Here is a 15421-nt window from a genome sequence, read left to right as displayed (position 1 = left end):
CAGGATATGCCCCGGGCATGACCAGTGTCGAATGGGAAAACCTGACGCGGATTGCGGGGAGCGGACGTGGTTTAACGCGGAAGATAGATAAGGAGACAGCTGTTTAAATCGATAGGGATTGCTCATGCCAAAACAGGCGTTCGGAATGACAGGAACCCGCTAGTTCTGGGCAGCGGCTTTTTCCGCCAATCGTCGCAGGACGATGAATCGCGGGTTCACGTGGCGCGCTACATCGGGTAGAAACTCGGTCATGAGATTCCAGGCCGCATCGGAGCCGATGCTCACGAAGATTCGCTGCGCGCTGGCTCCGGGGCCGCGCTTCCATTCAGGATGGAAGCTGCTTTCGACCACCGACGATGACGCTGTCCCCAGAAATTCTGCAAAGTTGAATATCCGGTTTCCCGAATCGGAACGCGTCACCACTACATAGGATAACGCATGGCCGATGCGGCTCCTGGTCGAAGCATCGGGATCGCGATGATAGTGCGGATCCTGACGGAACAAACTGGAAACGAGGAACGTGGAGAAAAATTCGCTGGATGCCTGTCCAGCGAGTGATACACCGAAGCGCTCGCCGAAGCCATCGGCTCCGCGCGGCAAAGATGATGCCGGACCGGTGGCATTTCCGAATTCGGAATCCATCGCTGTAACCATCACCGAAAAAGGATCGGAAACGTTAGCGACAGCCAGTCGAAATTTGCCGAAGACGCCGAGCGGATCATGCTGTTCCGGTCCTTGAACTCGACTCAGATCCGAGACTGCCATGCCGTGCTCGAACTCTTCCTGCATGCGCGCAAGCTGGTCGCAATGGTCACTGCTCGCCACTGCCGAATTGGGAATCACTCCCGGATCAAGCTCTCCGTCTTCCATGTCGAAGGGTGAGGGCGGGGCTTCCAGAATCAGGGGCTGGCTCGGGATTGAGGCAGATCCGGCCGTCGAGGCACACAGTCCTGCTGCGAGGATTAATACCGTCTTGACGCGACCAAAACCCATATAGTGCAGTTCAGGGTGAACCGCCCTCGAAAGACGCTGGTTTATTGGGCTATTTATGAGCTTGTCTTAAAGGAAGGACAAGTGACGTTGGTCACCGCACGTATCTTTTGAGTTGATACGCGCCGGGGTAAATGGTTGATCGGTGACAGCTTAAGAGCAGGACGACGGTGGACCGGTCAAGCCCGCCTTTATCGAGAAGTAAATAGACTCAACAGCGCATTTCTTTGAGATCCGGCGACACGATCAGCTTCGCTTCTGTAGCTTGCTGCACCTGTTCGGCCGTGAGACTCGGCGCGATCTCCTCGAGGACCAGTCCTGCTGCCGTCACCCGGATATAAGCCATCTCGGTAACGATTGTGTCGATAACTTTCAGCCCGGTTAGGGGAAGAGTGCAGTGCTTCAGAATTTTGGGAGCGCCTTCGCGCGTAGTGTGCTCCATCGCGACTACGACGCGGCGAGCGCCGGCCACCAGATCCATCGCCCCTCCCATGCCTTTCACCATTTTTCCAGGAATCATCCAGTTGGCGATGTTTCCCTCTTCATCAACTTCCATCGCGCCCAGCACGCTGAAATCGATGTGGCCGCCGCGAATCATCGCGAACGAATCGGCGCTGGAGAAGTATGCCGTCCCGGGAATTTCGGTAACGGTTTCTTTTCCGGCATTGATCAAGTCGGGATCTTCGTCGCCTTCGAATGGATACGGTCCGATGCCGAGCATGCCATTTTCGCTTTGCAGCACGACCTCCATGCCTCGAGGAACGTGATTCGCAACCAGCGTGGGCATGCCGATGCCCAGGTTCACGTAGAAGCCGTCGCGCAACTCGCGTGCGATGCGGCGCACAATGCGCTCCCGTTTTTCGACGTCTTTGCTCTTGTCCGATTTGAGAGGGGTGCTCATAAACTCAGCTACTTAGTACAATCGAGCTAATGCGCAATTCACAAGGAACCACACTGCTGTTTCTTGCCGTTGCACTTGTCCTCTTCTTTTTCTCGCTTTCATTATTGCCAGCTGTCGAGCTTTATTGCAGATTCAGAAAACCCGCTGCCGTGTTGCTGATCCTCGAACTGGTGCTGATGCTTTTGTGGTCACGCTGGCGCACGCGGAGTGCAAGCGGCGCGCTGACCGTGGCGACCTTCGTTTTTGCGGCACTTGGCGTTGTCTTCAATGCAGTCCTGCTCATCAAAGTCGCAGGCAAATGCTGAATCCCTGCAGATCGAGGTAGCGAAACGCGATCATTGCTCTATTGGCGACTCCGACATTCGCTTGGCGAGCTTCGGAGCTTCGTGGCTTCGCGGCTACGAAGCTTTCTTTCTCACCGTCCTTCGCTCGATGCGCTTCTCGTAACCAGTGCCCTGAAAAATGCGTTTCACATAAATGCTGGGCGTCATCACCTGGTCCGGTTCGATCTCTCCGACCTCGACCAAGTGCTCCACTTCAACGATCGTCACTTTCGCTGCAGTAGCCATCATGGGCGAAAAATTCGTTGCCGTCTTGCGGAAGACGAGATTGCCCCATTTGTCGCCTTTCCATGCTTTGATGAGCGCGAAATCCGCTTTGAGCCACCGCTCCATCAAGTAAGGGCGTCCGTCGAACTCGCGGGTCTCCTTTCCTTCGGCTACCACGGTGCCGACCCCGGTGGGAGTAAAGAAAGCGGGAATGCCCGCTCCTCCGGCGCGAATGCGCTCCGCAAATGTTCCCTGTGGAACCAACTCAAGATCGATCTTTTTCGTGAGTACTAGATCTTCAAGAAACTTGTTTTCGCCGACATAGGTGCCGATGTGCCTGGTGATTTGTCCCGCTTCAAGAAGGAGCCCGAGGCCCCAATGATCTACGCCGACGTTGTTACTGATCGTTGTGAGATTCTTCGGTCCCTTGCGCACCATAGCGGCAATGAGATTCTCCGGAATCCCGCACAGGCCGAAGCCGCCAAACATCACAGTGGCCCCTTCCTGGATATCAAGTATTGCTTCGTCAGCGTTAGCGAAAACCTTGTTCATGCGACTGGGCAGGATACCAGACCGGCAGTGGAGGCGTGCTGGTGGACATCCCCAGATTCGCGAGGGTATTTGCAATTGCAAGGATGCGATGCTCGCTTATCCGCCAGCTTGAAACTTTGCGCTGCACGATTGTTGCGCGCGCCAAGGTTAAAACAGACGAAAAACACGGTCCAAGGATCTTCTCAGAGCCTTGCTCTCCAAGCCGATGGTGCTGCGCTGCCTTTTGTAAATATCCCTTCGCTTACTCCAGCTACGCTGCTTGACCTTTTGCTGCGGCGACGGAGAGCAAGTGGCCGAGTCCCAATCCGGTTAGGAGCTCGCGTTGGATTTGCGCGGAGACATCGTTGATCGGCTGCAGAGCTCCGACGATTGGCCCAAGCAGAGTGCGCATGGGTCGGCTGCCGGCTGGAGTTTCGATCAGCCGTATGACTTCATCGGCGACTTCCTGCATGGGGGCCGCAGAGGATTCCAGACCTGCTGCGATCTGGTTCGGAACGTCTGCCACTGCTCCGTATTCATGAGCTCGTGTGAGGTCGGCTGCTGCCTCCGCTTTGGCGAACACTTCAGTTCGGAATGGTCCCGGTTCTACCGTGATGGAGTCGACTCCGGCCTGCGAGAGTTCGTAGCGATAGCACTCCGCCAAAGCTTCCACGGCGAACTTCGTGGCCGTGTACACGCTCATGCCCGGCAGCACGCCTCTGCCGGCAGCGCTGGTGATGTGAACGATCAAGCCATCGCGCTCGCGCCGCATATGCGGCAGCACGGCGCGATTCGTGCGCACGATGCCGAAAAAGTTGGTATCAAAAATTCGTTTGGCTTGTTCAACGTTGAACGTCTCGGCCAAGCCCCAGAGTGCGTAACCTGCGTTGTTGATGAGAACGTCAATCCTTCCAGCTTCCGCGATGATTCCCGCTATCGCGCGATCGACTGAGTCATCGTCGGTCACGTCAAGATCTATGACTGTGAGCTGCAACTGTTCGCGTGCCGCTAACTCCAGGAGTTCATCACGGGCACCGGAATTGCGTGTGTTCGAATTGCGCATGGAAGCAAACACTTGATAGCTTTTGCGAGCCAGGCTCTCGGCGATTACTTTTCCGAATCCGCTGCTGCATCCGGTGATCAGGACTGTCTTGTTGGCGTTCATGGAGACTCCTTTCCACGCTAAGGGCGTTAAAACGATGTTCCCCTGACGAACGGATGTCAAGCGAAACGTTGCGCTACGCTTGAGAATTCAGCCGACTACATTCGCCAACGTTCCGATCGGTTCGATGGTGATGCGAATCTCATCGCCACACAACAGCGTGAACGAATCCGGCGGCACGATTCCCGTTCCGGTAAGGAGAAAGCAGCCGTTGGGAAAAGAGTTGTCCCGGTAGAGATAGTCGACGAGCGTCTTTATATCGCGCTTCATACTGCTCAGCGAAGTCGAACCGGCAAAGACCTGCTTCCCGCCACGATGAATCTGAAGGCTGATCTCGGTCGAAGATGGAAGCGGCGTGGAAGTTACAAGAATGCCGGGTCCAAGCGAGCAACTGCGGTCATAGACTTTTGCTTGCGGTAAATACAGAGGGTTCTCGCCTTCGATGTCGCGGGAACTCATGTCGTTGCCGATGGTGTAGCCGATCACCTTGCCTGCAGGACTTACCAGGGCCGCGAGTTCCGGTTCGGGAACCGACCATTTGGCATCGCTGCGGATGGCGACCTTGCCGCCGGGTCCGACAACGCGGTGCGCCGTACTTTTGAAGAACAGTTCGGGGCGCTCGGCGTTGTAGACGCGATCGTAGAAATCACCGCCTCCGGCACTCTTTGATTCTTCCATCCGCGCGTTGCGGCTGCGGAAATAGGTTACCCCTGCGGCCCAAACTTCCTGACTCCCGACGGGTGCCTTCAGATGAAACTCAGTAATGTTCCGATTTAAGAGCGGGCGGGCGCTTCTGGTTAGTTGCGACAGATGCTCGAACAAATCATCGCGGGTGACGATCTCATCGCATGAGACATTTTCGATGTGCAGAAGAGAACCGCCACGCTCGACGAGGATTCCCTCTTCCGCGCGATACAGCTTCATGCTGTTTGAGGTCATGAGTGGCGATTGTAGCTGAGAGAGGTTTTCACAGCTTGCTGGCTGTCTTGGAGTCAGTTGCTCTGCGACAGAGCTCTCGCGTGCAGCGCGATCTCAAGATCCTCGTCGGCAGGAATCACCCGCACACCGCAGCTACCTGAGCTAATCCTGCTTGCGTTCTTCTGATTAGCGGCGTTGTCGAGCGCGATTCCGAGATGTTGCAGCTCCGAGCAGATTTCACTTCGCACGGTCGCGGAGTGCTCGCCGATGCCGCCGGTGAATACGAGCAAATCGATTCCGCCTAGCACTGCCGCCATCGCCCCGATGCTTTTTCGGACGGAGTAGCAGAACATTGCGATTGCCAGGCGCGCCCCTGGATTCCCGTCCCGCTCACTGAGGAGTTGGCGCATGTCGCTGCTGATTCCAGACACACCCAGCAGTCCGGCGTGATGATTGAGAAGCGAGTCTAATTTTTGTTCGTCGTATCCGCTGCGCAGAAGGTTCAGAAGCACACCGGGATCAAGATCACCTGTTCGCGTTCCCATGATTACCCCGCCTGTCGGAGTCAGTCCCATAGTGGTTTCGACCGATGATCCATTCTTGACCGCAGTGATGCTGCATCCATTCCCTAGATGGGCGATAACCGTGCGCGGCATAAGTTCGGATCCAAGAGCGCGCACGATCGACTCGCATGACAAACCGTGAAATCCATAGCGCTGAAGACCTCGCTCGAAGAATTCGCGGCCAAACGGCAGGCGTGCAGCCACTTCAGGCATCGTGCGATGAAAGGCGGTGTCGAAACAGGCGATATGCGGCACGTTGGGGAAGCCTTCCATGGCGCACTTCAACACGTCGAGTGCCGGCGGCAGGTGGAGGGGAGCAAAGGGGATCGCTTCTTTAAGCTGAGCGATTACTTGAGGGGTGATTCGCTGATGCGTGCGCAGCCTTGGCCCACCATGGACGATGCGATGTCCTACTGCGTCAGCTCTCGGCGCCGAACTGTCCAGCAGCTTTTGAATCGAATATTGTGCCGCAGCACCCGCGGAGCCCACAGATGACGCTTCATTGGATTGCAGCTCCACAGCCCCATGGAGCCATAGCTGACCATTGCAGCTGCCCAGCTGTTCGGCTTCTCCCCAGACAAGTCGTTCAGCTTTCCCATGATGAAACGAGTACAGTCCGAGCTTCAGTGACGACGAGCCGCTGTTCAGTGACAGCACGGTGAAGACGGCGTCGCCTGCGACCATTTTTGCTTACGCGGCCCATTTCCAGTTGCGAATCTCGGGCAGATCTTCCCCGTGCTCCGACACGTACAGCTTGTGCTTCTGCATCATCGCGTAGAAACGCTCGGTGGCCTTGTCGCTGATGTTCTTCAGTCGCGGAATTCTGCGGATCGCATCCAGTGCAAGCTGGAACCGATCAAGATTGTTGAGCACCACCATGTCGAATGGAGTCGTGGTCGTCCCTTCTTCTTTATAGCCGCGCACGTGAAAGTTGTTGTGGTTGCGGCGGCGATAAGTAAGGCGATGGATGAGTGTGGGATATCCGTGGAAGGCAAAGATCACCGGACGATCAACAGTAAACAGCTCGTCAAAATCTTCATCTGCCAGTCCGTGCGGATGTTCGCTCGATGGCTGCAGCGTCATCAGATCTACAACGTTCACCACGCGAATTCTTATATCGGGAACGTGCTCGCGCAGCAGCGAGACGGCGGCGAGAGCTTCCAGTGTGGGCACGTCGCCGGCACAAGCCATCACCACATCGGGATCGCCGTTATCGTTGCTGGCCCAATCCCAAATGCCAAGGCCGGCAGTGCAATGGCGGACAGCAGAATCCATGTCGAGCCACTGCAGTGCGGGCTGCTTGCCCGCGATAATGAGGTTGACGTAGTTGCGGCTGCGCAAACAATGATCGGCGACCGACAGTAGCGTGTTCGCATCCGGCGGCAGGTAAATGCGAATGATGTCCGCCTTCTTATTTGCGACGTGATCGATGAATCCAGGATCCTGATGCGAGAAGCCGTTGTGGTCCTGCCGCCAAACGTGAGAGCTCAACAGATAATTTAACGACGCGATCGGCTTACGCCACGGCAAAGTGCGAGTGGTCTTCAGCCACTTCGCATGTTGGTTGAACATCGAATCGATGATGTGAATGAACGCTTCGTAGCAGTTAAAGAATCCATGCCGGCCCGTGAGCAGATATCCTTCGAGCCATCCCTGGCACATGTGCTCGCTCAACACTTCCATCACTCGACCATCAGTCGTGAGGTTCTCGTCAACTTTGTCGACTCTGGCCATCCATTCTTTGCCGGTGGCTTGGTAGACAGCGTCGAGGCGATTCGATGCCGTTTCGTCCGGACCTACTAAGCGAAAGTTCCTCTTGTCCTGATTGAGTTTGATTACGTCACGGAGAAACCGTCCGAGCACCCGCGTGGCTTCAACTTCCACCGTACCCGGCTTATCGACCTTCACCGCGTACTCACGAAAATGCGGCATAGTCAGCGATTCCAGAAGAATGCCGCCGTTGGCGTGAGGATTCATCCCCATCCGCCGACGTCCTTCGGGGGCCAGCGCCGCCAGCTCGTCTTTGAAAGTTCCATTTTGGTCAAACAGTTCTTCCGCTTTATAGCTGTGCATCCAATCTTCAAGGATGCGTAAATGCGCGGGATTGTTCCGCACATCGTCCACCGGCACCTGATGCGCTCGCCAAGTTCCTTCGACCGGCTTACCATCCACTTCTTTTGGGCCAGTCCATCCTTTGAGAGTACGTAAAATCAGCAATGGCCAGCGCGGGCGCTCGATGGTCACCTGCTTGCGAGCGCGCTGCTGAATCGCGCGGATATCCGCGAGAATTTTGTCGAGCGTCGCTGCCATGAGCTGATGCATCTCTGCGGGATCGGTGCCTTCAATAAAGATGGGCTCGTACCCATATCCGCGGAATAAATCGATGAGTTCGTCATGGCTGATGCGATCGAGCACCGTAGGATTTGCGATCTTGTACCCATTCAGGTGCAAGATCGGGAGCACGGCGCCATCCTTCGCCGGATTAAGAAACTTGTTCGAGTGCCAGCTCGTCGCACATGCGCCAGTCTCAGCTTCGCCGTCGCCCACGATGCAGGCAACGATTAGGTCAGGATTGTCGAAGGCCGCGCCATACGCATGTAGCAGCGAGTAGCCGAGCTCGCCGCCTTCGTGAATCGAGCCGGGAGTCTCAGGAGCGACGTGGCTGGGAATGCCGTAGGGCCAGGAGAACTGTCGGAAGAGTCGCCGCAGTCCATCTTTGTTCTGCTCGATATGCGGATAGATTTCCGTGTACGAACCTTCGAGATACGTATGCGCGACTAATCCTGGACCTCCGTGACCAGGTCCGATGATGTAGATCATGTTGAGGTCGTTCTCAACGATGAGCCGATTCAGATGCGTGTAGATAAAGTTCAGACCCGCAGTCGTGCCCCAGTGACCGAGCAAGCGCGGTTTTATATCGTCGCGTGTGAGTGGCCGCTCCAGCAGAGAATTGTCTTTCAAATAAATCTGCCCGACGGTCAGATAATTGGCGGCTCGCCAGTAAGCATGCATCTTCCGGAGCTGCACGTCTGACAGTGGACGAGACGAAGTAGAAGAACATTGAGCAGATCCAACCGGAGTGTCTTCGAGCGTTTGCAGCTTCGGCATGTGCAATCCTCCGCTGTGTTCAGGATACTCGTTTCGGGTCAACGCATTTCACGGTCACGCTATGTGGAGTCTGTGGACCTACATGGACTTTGTGGACTAGGTGGACCGCAGCTTACATTTGCAGCATGCTCATCCTGGTCATGGGAGTGGCTGGTTCCGGCAAAACGCTGATTGGCAGCATGCTCGCCGAATCGCTCCATTGCATCTTCGCCGATGCAGACCAATTCCATCCCGCCGCCAACATCGAGAAGATGACTCATGGCGTGCCTCTCACCGATGCTGACCGCGAGCCCTGGCTGTTTGCCATGCGACATGCCATCGAGGGCTGGACCAATTCGGGACAGAACGCAGTACTCGCCTGTTCCGCACTAAAGCAGAGCTATCGCGATCTCCTTACAGCCGGCGTGCCGGCAATAATCGCCTATCTAAAAGGGAGTCCTGAGCTGATCTACACTCGCCTTGTCCAGCGACATGGTCACTTCATGAAGCCACAGATGTTATCAAGCCAGTTTGCCGATCTCGAAGAGCCAGGAGATGCAATTTTCATCGACATCGCGCAAGCGCCTGATCAAATCGTTACTGAGATTCGCCGCAGATTAGCGACGCGCGAAGTCGAAGCGGGTTCGGATCAGAACCAGCCGCTGCGGTAGGCGATCCACCAACTCACAAAGAGAAGCGGGATAGTCGCGATGATTCCCCAGACGAGTGGAAGCGCGAAGTCTGCAATCAGGCTCAGGATAATGAAAATCGCCCAAAAGATTTTTCGTTCCAATCAGTTCTTCCCCTTCTGAATTGTCAGCACTCCAGCGCCGCGGATTCCATCGTTCTTCAGGGCTTCGAGAGCTTCGTTCGCCTGTTCGAGTCTGAATGTCTGCACTTGCGTGTGAATCGGAATCTCGGCGGCGATGCGCAGGAAGTCGATTCCGTCCTGACGCGTGTTGTTCGCCACACTGCGGATGCGCCGCTCCCAATAAAGAAGATCGTAGGAGAACGAAGGAATGTCGCTCATGTGAATTCCACCCAAAACCAAGGTGCCACCGCGCTTCAGATTCTTTAGCGCTGCAGGCACGAGTTCACCTGCCGGCGCGAAGATGATCGCGGCATTCAGCGGTGTCGGAGGATCGTCATATGCTCCCCCAACCCATTCAGCTCCAAGTTCCGCTGCCAATTTGCGATGCTTCTCCTCGCGGGTGCAGACCAACACGCGATAACCCAGATGCCGCGCAACCTGAATGCAGACGTGCCCCGCCGCTCCAAATCCATAAATGCCCAGAGTATCTGCTGGCTGAAGTTCGGCCAGACGCAGGGAGCGAAAGCCGATGATCCCGGCACAGAGCAGCGGAGCTGCAGCCAGATCGCTGAACTGTTCCGGAATGGGATAAACGAACTTTTCCGGAGCGACGATGAATTCGGCGTAGCCGCCATTCACCGTCCAACCGGTGAAGAGAGCATTCGGACAAAGATTCTCGCGTCCGCGCGTGCAGAACTCGCAAACTCCACAAGTGCGATGCAGCCATGGCACACCAACGCGAGCGCCTGTCGCGTACCTGTTTGCCTCGGCGCCTGACCGAACTACTCGCCCGACTACCTGATGCCCGGGCACAACATTCGTCAGCTTTGGCGGGAGATCGCCTTCCACTACGTGAAGATCGGTGCGGCAAACACCGCAGGCACTCACCTGAATGAGCACTTCATCCCGTTCCGGCAGCGGCTCCGGAAGATCACGCTGGGCAAGCGGATGTGTTGCGATGGAGCCCGGATGTGGGAGAACCATCGCTCTCATTGCGCGGACCTTTGCTCAATCAGCCACACGTGAGTTCTAATCAAATGTAAATGCAAGTCAGCGCTACTTTCACTGATATCACTGTCGATAACTCTCCTCTGCGAATGTTTGTGGCAACGCCGCGCACGGAGAGCAAAAGCAGGTTTCCCGGCGTCATTTTTTATTCCGACATCTTTCAGCTTACGCCGCCGATGCTGCGCGCCTGCGTGCGTCTGGCGGGATATGGATTCGTAGTCGCGGCGCCGGAAATCTATCACCGCATTGAAGCACCGGGCACTGCCCTGCCCTTCGACGATTCCGGCAGAACTCGCGGCCTCGCCGACACCTCAAGGACTTCCGTTCAGGACTTCGATAGCGACTGCCGCGCCGTCCTGGACTTTCTCGCGCAGCATCCGATAGTGAGTCCCGCAAAGTTGGCTGCGGCCGGCTTCTGCATCGGCGGACACCTTGCGTTCCGCGCTGCCTTGCAGCCCGATGTTCGAGCTACAGTCTGCTTTTATGGAACAGGAATTCACGATGGGAGACTGGGTAAAGAGGAGGATGCCGGCTCGCTGCAACGGACCAAGGAGATCAAAGGCGAGCTGCTGATGATCTTTGGCGAAGCCGATCCGCACGTTCCCAAAGAAGGACATGAGAAGATTCGTGCCGCTCTGCAGGAAGGCGGAGTGAAGTATCGTGTGAAGCTGTATCCGGCGGAGCACGCGTTCATGCGCGACGAAGGTCCGCGGTACGATCCGCCATCTGCCGATTCAGCCTTCTCCGACATGATTCAACTGTTCCGCAGCAACTTCGGAGAAAGCTCGCCGGCGTGACAGCCCACGCGCTCGGTTCTGTACAATTCAAGGCTCGCTATGTCTAGACGGATTCAGATCATCCTGCTCGTCTTTGTCGCATTGGTTGGCATCCGCATTTTTCTCATCTATCGCGAGCGGAACGCGCCGGCGCCGGCTCCGAAGCAAGCGACGCCGAATCCAAACTTCAGCGCAGACAATTACGTGGTTCCCACGCAGGTTCACGCCTATGATCTGAAGTCCTCGAAGGAAGCGTTGGATGGCAAAACGGTCTGGCTGAAAGCGGGCAATCAGGTTTACTTCTATCCGTATAGCTCTGGGCGAGTAGACTTCAAACATCCCGCCGGCCTGCTGCCTCCGCTCGACAAGCTGCAGATCACGAATGTGATTCAGGCGACGTCGCCGAACGCCAAGGCTGAGGAGATAGCTCCCGGAGTTCGCGTTCGCGAGGAGCAGGTCTTAGCAGTCTTCCATCGACCAGATGACAAGAAGATGTACTCCGCGCCGATCGGCGGCAATCGCGGCGGTGATTACACGCTTTACATCAATGACATCTTCTACTTCGACGATCCGCATGAGTTATACAAGCATTGGCCTGCCGACGTGTGGAGCGCCATCAGCCAGCATCAGGCAAAGCAAGGGATGAATGAGCTGCAGGTTTCGATGGCTCTCGGCGTCGGCATTCCGCAAGGGAGTGGTGGGGAGTACGGCAATCGCACACTCGACTATGACAACAACGGCCATCCGGTGAAAGTCACCTTCGAACACAATCACGCCACCAGCGTGCAGAACGGCACGGGCTCGTAGATCAACAAAATCGCGGGACTAGTCGAGAAAGATGCAGACGCGCTCCAGTCTTAACAGATAGACTCCTCTGACTGGAGCGAAATTCCCATGATGATGGATTGGAACGCGTATCTCGCCGAACTGCTGAATACGATCGGAAAATTGGGACAACTTAGTCCCGACACAGTGCGCGGCTACCGAACTCTCAGCGATGCCGGGCAGAAGACCAATCACCTCGATGAAAAAACACGACAACTCATCGCGCTGGCAGTCGCCGTTACTACTCGCTGCGATGGATGCATCACGGTCCACACCTCAGCGGCGATGAAAGCCGGAGCCAGCAAGGAAGAAATCGCTGAAGCGTTAGGTGTCGCCGTCGCCCTTAACGCCGGAGCCGCGCTGGTCTACAGCGCCCGCGTGCTGGATGCCTATGCGGCGAAAAGCCAGCCGGAGCTTGCAGCAACAGCGAAAGAATAGTTTCCAGAGTGTCGGCCGCACTGCTGCATTACCGGTGATTCCGCCCGGCACCAGTTCCCGGTTCGTACGATACTGCTGAGATGGCTCGAAGCCGCGTCGCAGTCATGGGAAGCTACGTCGCCGATCTGGCGTTTCGCACGCCGCGCTTCCCGCGCTGGGGAGAAACGGTGATGGGAGCATCGTTCGCGCTTGGGCCTGGCGGCAAAGGCTCCAATCAGGCGGTCGCAGCCGCGCGGCTTGGCTCAGACGTCGTTTTCATTACCAAGTTAGGACAGGATACTTTCGGCGAACTCGCGCTGCAGACATACAAAGCAGAAGGCATCGATACCGAATTCGTCTTCCAGTCTGCCGAGCTTGCCACCGGCAGTGCAGCGATCATCATCGATGAACTCAAAGGTGAGAATGCGATCGTGGTGGTTCCGGGAGCGTGCTTCCACCTGAGTAAAGACGAGGTCAGCCGGGCGGAGAAGGCGATTGCCTCTTCCGCAATTTTCCTCACCCAACTCGAGTTGCCGATTGGAGTTGTCGAGCACGGGCTCCGTCTGGCACGTAAGCGGAGCGTGCCGACGATCCTCAATCCCGCACCCGCGCACGAGCTGCCTTCCAGCATTTATCCGCTTTGCGATTACTTGATCCCTAACGAGACCGAGGCCGGCGCACTCACGGGAATAGAGGTCAGCAGCCTTGCCGATGCGAACCTTGCAGCAGAAGCCTTGCTGCGGCGTGGCGCACGAAACGCGGTGATCACGTTGGGCGCCCAGGGCGCACTGGTGAAAAATGCTCGCCTCATGCAGCACATTCCAGCTTTCAATGCTGGACCTGTGGTGGAAACGACGGGAGCAGGAGATGCCTTCAGCGGCGGCTTCGCGGTCGCGCTCGCCGAAGGCATGGATATCGTTGCCGCCGCGCGTTTCGGCTGCGCCGTCGCGGGAATTTCCGTGACTCGTCCGGGAACAGCCCCGTCGATGCCCCAACGTTCTGAAGTCGAGAAGCTCTTAAAACAGCAGGCGTAGACGGTGCGGGCAAGGTCGTATTACTTCCTTAGTAACCCACGCGCCATGCATTTTGATCGCATTTAGGGCTATGTTGCGCTATTTTCCGCGTTAGAGCGCAATGGATAAGGTTGGACGTTACGAAATCATCGGCGAATTAGGACGCGGAGCGATGGGCGTCGTCTATCGCGCAATCGATCCTACGATTGGACGCACGGTCGCCCTCAAGACAACGCGCCTCGATGTCGATGCCATCGAGCGCGATGAACTGCTGCGTCGCTTCCGCAATGAAGCTCACGCAGCCGGTCAGATGAACCATCCCAACATTGTCACCATTCATGACGCCGGCGAGTGCGATGGTCTCTTCTACATAGCGATGGAATATCTCGAAGGCGAGACACTCCAATCCTTGATGGCAGAAACGCATCGTATTCCGACTGAGCAAATCATCGAGATCGCGAGGCAGGTCGCAACCGGTCTCGAGTATGCCCACTCAATGGACGTCGTGCACCGCGACATCAAGCCGGCGAACATCATGATCACGCGTCAGAAGCTGGCAAAGATCATGGATTTTGGCATCTCGAAATCGGTCGGCACGCTCACGCGAACCGGGCAGGTTTTCGGTACTCCTTATTACATGTCCCCGGAGCAGGTAATGGGCCATGCGGTCGACGGCCGATCTGATCTGTTCAGCTTTGGCGTCATCCTCTATGAGATGGTCACTGGAGCGCGTCCGTTCGGAGGCGACACCGTAGCGACCGTCATCTACAAAATCATCAACGAAACACCGCCCCCACCTTGTGATCTTCACGCACAGATCGATCCAGGGATGAGCGCCGTGATCACCCGCTGTCTGGAAAAGAAAACTGGGGATAGATACCAGACAGCAGCCGAACTGGCTGCTGACCTGGAGAATTTCTCGTCCTCATCCTTGCAGGCAGGCAAGCAGGCGGCAGCTATGGCCGCATCGAATGGTGCTCTTCAGCGGACGCAGGCAGTCGCCCTGGCCCAGGCAGCTCCGATTGCGACCAAACAACTACCCGCGATTAAGGCCTCGCAGGCTACTGCCGCAAACACCAGAGCAGCCGAGCGCTCGGTCAGCGGACCAGCACGCCCAGCGCTCTGGCTCAGAACCAAAAGAGGAGCCATATTGGCGTCCTCGGCTGCGTTTGTCCTGGGAGTCATGGTGACTCTCTATGGCGTGCGGCATCACCGAGCTCACCGCAAGCACCTACCAGGAGGGGCTACGATCATCGTCAACGTTCCTTCCAATCCGGCGAAGCATGTGCGCCGCGAACTTAGCGAAAAACGTGACGTTGAGAGTGTGCGTGAGTCTGACAGACCTGGTCCTTCGTCCGCTTCGCCTCCGAGGTAACTGTGATGCTCTGCGCTTCGCCCTCGGGTCCTCTAACGCCGCGTTTACAATGAAGCCACGCTCATGTCCAACCCTGGCGCGCTTTATCGGCCCTTCGATGAACTTGTAACCATCAAGATTTTGGGAAGAGAGTTCCAGGTTCCGAAAGACAATATGCTGCTGCGCGCCCTGCAATACCTCTCTCCCGACAACGTCGCCATGGGAAGGTTCTGCTGGAATGAGGAATGCCAGTATTGCCGCGTCTCCTACAAAGCATCCCCTGATAGCGCACCCCGCCAGGCGCTCTCCTGCAAGTTGATGGTGCAGCCCGGAATGGAAGTCGTCGAAGCGGCGAGCGAGATCCGCTACTGCCTTCGCGATCTCGGCCTCAAATAGCAACTCGTTTCGCAATGCAGAATTTCTGCAATGCGGTAAACGGCCTTTTCTCTTACTGACCTCTCTGGCTCCAAATATCTCGGTTCGCGCGTTGACTTTCACTGACGAAAGCTTTCACTAG

At 56.5% G+C, this 15421-nt stretch carries 17 protein-coding genes; 8 read left to right on the top strand and 9 right to left on the bottom strand.

Features of this window, described 5'->3' with window-relative positions; translation table 11 throughout:
* Positions 1-159: 159 nt before the first annotated feature.
* Positions 160-870 (bottom strand): hypothetical protein, encoded by a 711-nt coding sequence (locus VFU50_10290; GenBank protein ID HEU5233240.1) that lies wholly within the window; start codon positions 868-870, stop codon positions 160-162.
* Positions 871-1201: 331 nt separating this feature from the next.
* A complete protein-coding gene (locus tag VFU50_10285) occupies positions 1202-1891 on the bottom strand; it encodes a CoA transferase subunit B (protein ID HEU5233239.1) in 690 nt (229 codons plus the stop codon).
* 29 nt (positions 1892-1920) lie between these two features.
* Between VFU50_10285 and VFU50_10280 the strand changes: the two genes are divergently transcribed.
* Entirely contained in the window at positions 1921-2196 is a 276-nt protein-coding gene (locus VFU50_10280) for a hypothetical protein (protein HEU5233238.1), read from the top strand.
* A gap of 93 nt (positions 2197-2289) precedes the next feature.
* On the opposite strand, the gene VFU50_10275 is transcribed toward VFU50_10280, so the two are convergent.
* From VFU50_10275 to VFU50_10255, 5 genes are all read right to left on the bottom strand, one after another.
* The gene (locus VFU50_10275) at positions 2290-2991 is read right to left on the bottom strand and encodes a CoA transferase subunit A (protein ID HEU5233237.1); all 702 of its coding nucleotides are present in this window, start codon (positions 2989-2991) and stop codon (positions 2290-2292) included.
* A gap of 250 nt (positions 2992-3241) precedes the next feature.
* Positions 3242-4135, bottom strand: coding sequence for an SDR family oxidoreductase (locus VFU50_10270; protein ID HEU5233236.1), 894 nt, complete (start codon positions 4133-4135; stop codon positions 3242-3244).
* An 87-nt stretch (positions 4136-4222) separates the two neighbouring features.
* Positions 4223-5071: a fumarylacetoacetate hydrolase family protein gene (locus VFU50_10265; protein HEU5233235.1), complete on the bottom strand. Its 849-nt coding sequence runs from the start codon at positions 5069-5071 to the stop codon at positions 4223-4225.
* A gap of 53 nt (positions 5072-5124) precedes the next feature.
* On the bottom strand, positions 5125-6297 hold the full coding sequence (locus VFU50_10260; GenBank protein ID HEU5233234.1) for an acetate/propionate family kinase: 1173 nt from the start codon (positions 6295-6297) through the stop codon (positions 5125-5127).
* 6 nt (positions 6298-6303) lie between these two features.
* Positions 6304-8721: a phosphoketolase family protein gene (locus VFU50_10255; GenBank protein HEU5233233.1), complete on the bottom strand. Its 2418-nt coding sequence runs from the start codon at positions 8719-8721 to the stop codon at positions 6304-6306.
* Positions 8722-8846: 125 nt separating this feature from the next.
* Here VFU50_10255 and VFU50_10250 point away from each other — a divergent pair, with 125 nt between their 5' ends.
* Positions 8847-9371, top strand: coding sequence for a gluconokinase (locus tag VFU50_10250; protein ID HEU5233232.1), 525 nt, complete (start codon positions 8847-8849; stop codon positions 9369-9371).
* On the opposite strand, the gene VFU50_10245 is transcribed toward VFU50_10250, so the two are convergent.
* Positions 9350-9493: a hypothetical protein gene (locus tag VFU50_10245; GenBank protein ID HEU5233231.1), complete on the bottom strand. Its 144-nt coding sequence runs from the start codon at positions 9491-9493 to the stop codon at positions 9350-9352. The two genes, VFU50_10250 and VFU50_10245, sit on opposite strands and share 22 nt — an antisense overlap.
* Complete coding sequence (locus VFU50_10240) at positions 9494-10504, bottom strand: zinc-dependent alcohol dehydrogenase family protein (protein ID HEU5233230.1); 1011 nt, start codon at positions 10502-10504, stop codon at positions 9494-9496. It abuts the gene before it with no gap.
* 50 nt (positions 10505-10554) lie between these two features.
* Between VFU50_10240 and VFU50_10235 the strand changes: the two genes are divergently transcribed.
* The 6 genes from VFU50_10235 to VFU50_10210 all read left to right on the top strand — a co-directional run bounded on the left by VFU50_10235 (position 10555) and on the right by VFU50_10210 (position 15300).
* Complete coding sequence (locus tag VFU50_10235) at positions 10555-11316, top strand: dienelactone hydrolase family protein (protein HEU5233229.1); 762 nt, start codon at positions 10555-10557, stop codon at positions 11314-11316.
* A 39-nt stretch (positions 11317-11355) separates the two neighbouring features.
* Positions 11356-12102, top strand: a complete 747-nt coding sequence (locus VFU50_10230; protein ID HEU5233228.1) for a hypothetical protein — start codon at positions 11356-11358, stop codon at positions 12100-12102.
* Positions 12103-12189: 87 nt separating this feature from the next.
* Entirely contained in the window at positions 12190-12558 is a 369-nt protein-coding gene (locus tag VFU50_10225; GenBank protein HEU5233227.1) for a carboxymuconolactone decarboxylase family protein, read from the top strand.
* 80 nt (positions 12559-12638) lie between these two features.
* On the top strand, positions 12639-13571 hold the full coding sequence (rbsK, locus tag VFU50_10220) for a ribokinase (GenBank protein ID HEU5233226.1): 933 nt from the start codon (positions 12639-12641) through the stop codon (positions 13569-13571).
* Between the two features lie 100 nt (positions 13572-13671).
* Positions 13672-14925: a serine/threonine-protein kinase gene (locus VFU50_10215; GenBank protein HEU5233225.1), complete on the top strand. Its 1254-nt coding sequence runs from the start codon at positions 13672-13674 to the stop codon at positions 14923-14925.
* A gap of 63 nt (positions 14926-14988) precedes the next feature.
* On the top strand, positions 14989-15300 hold the full coding sequence (locus VFU50_10210) for a 2Fe-2S iron-sulfur cluster-binding protein (GenBank protein ID HEU5233224.1): 312 nt from the start codon (positions 14989-14991) through the stop codon (positions 15298-15300).
* Positions 15301-15421 lie beyond the last annotated feature (121 nt).

It is taken from the genome of Terriglobales bacterium (assembly GCA_035764005.1).
Classification (GTDB): Bacteria; Acidobacteriota; Terriglobia; order Terriglobales; family Acidobacteriaceae; genus Gp1-AA112.
Note: the sequence above shows the minus strand (reverse complement) of the source record. Positions and strands in the feature narration are given on the sequence as shown.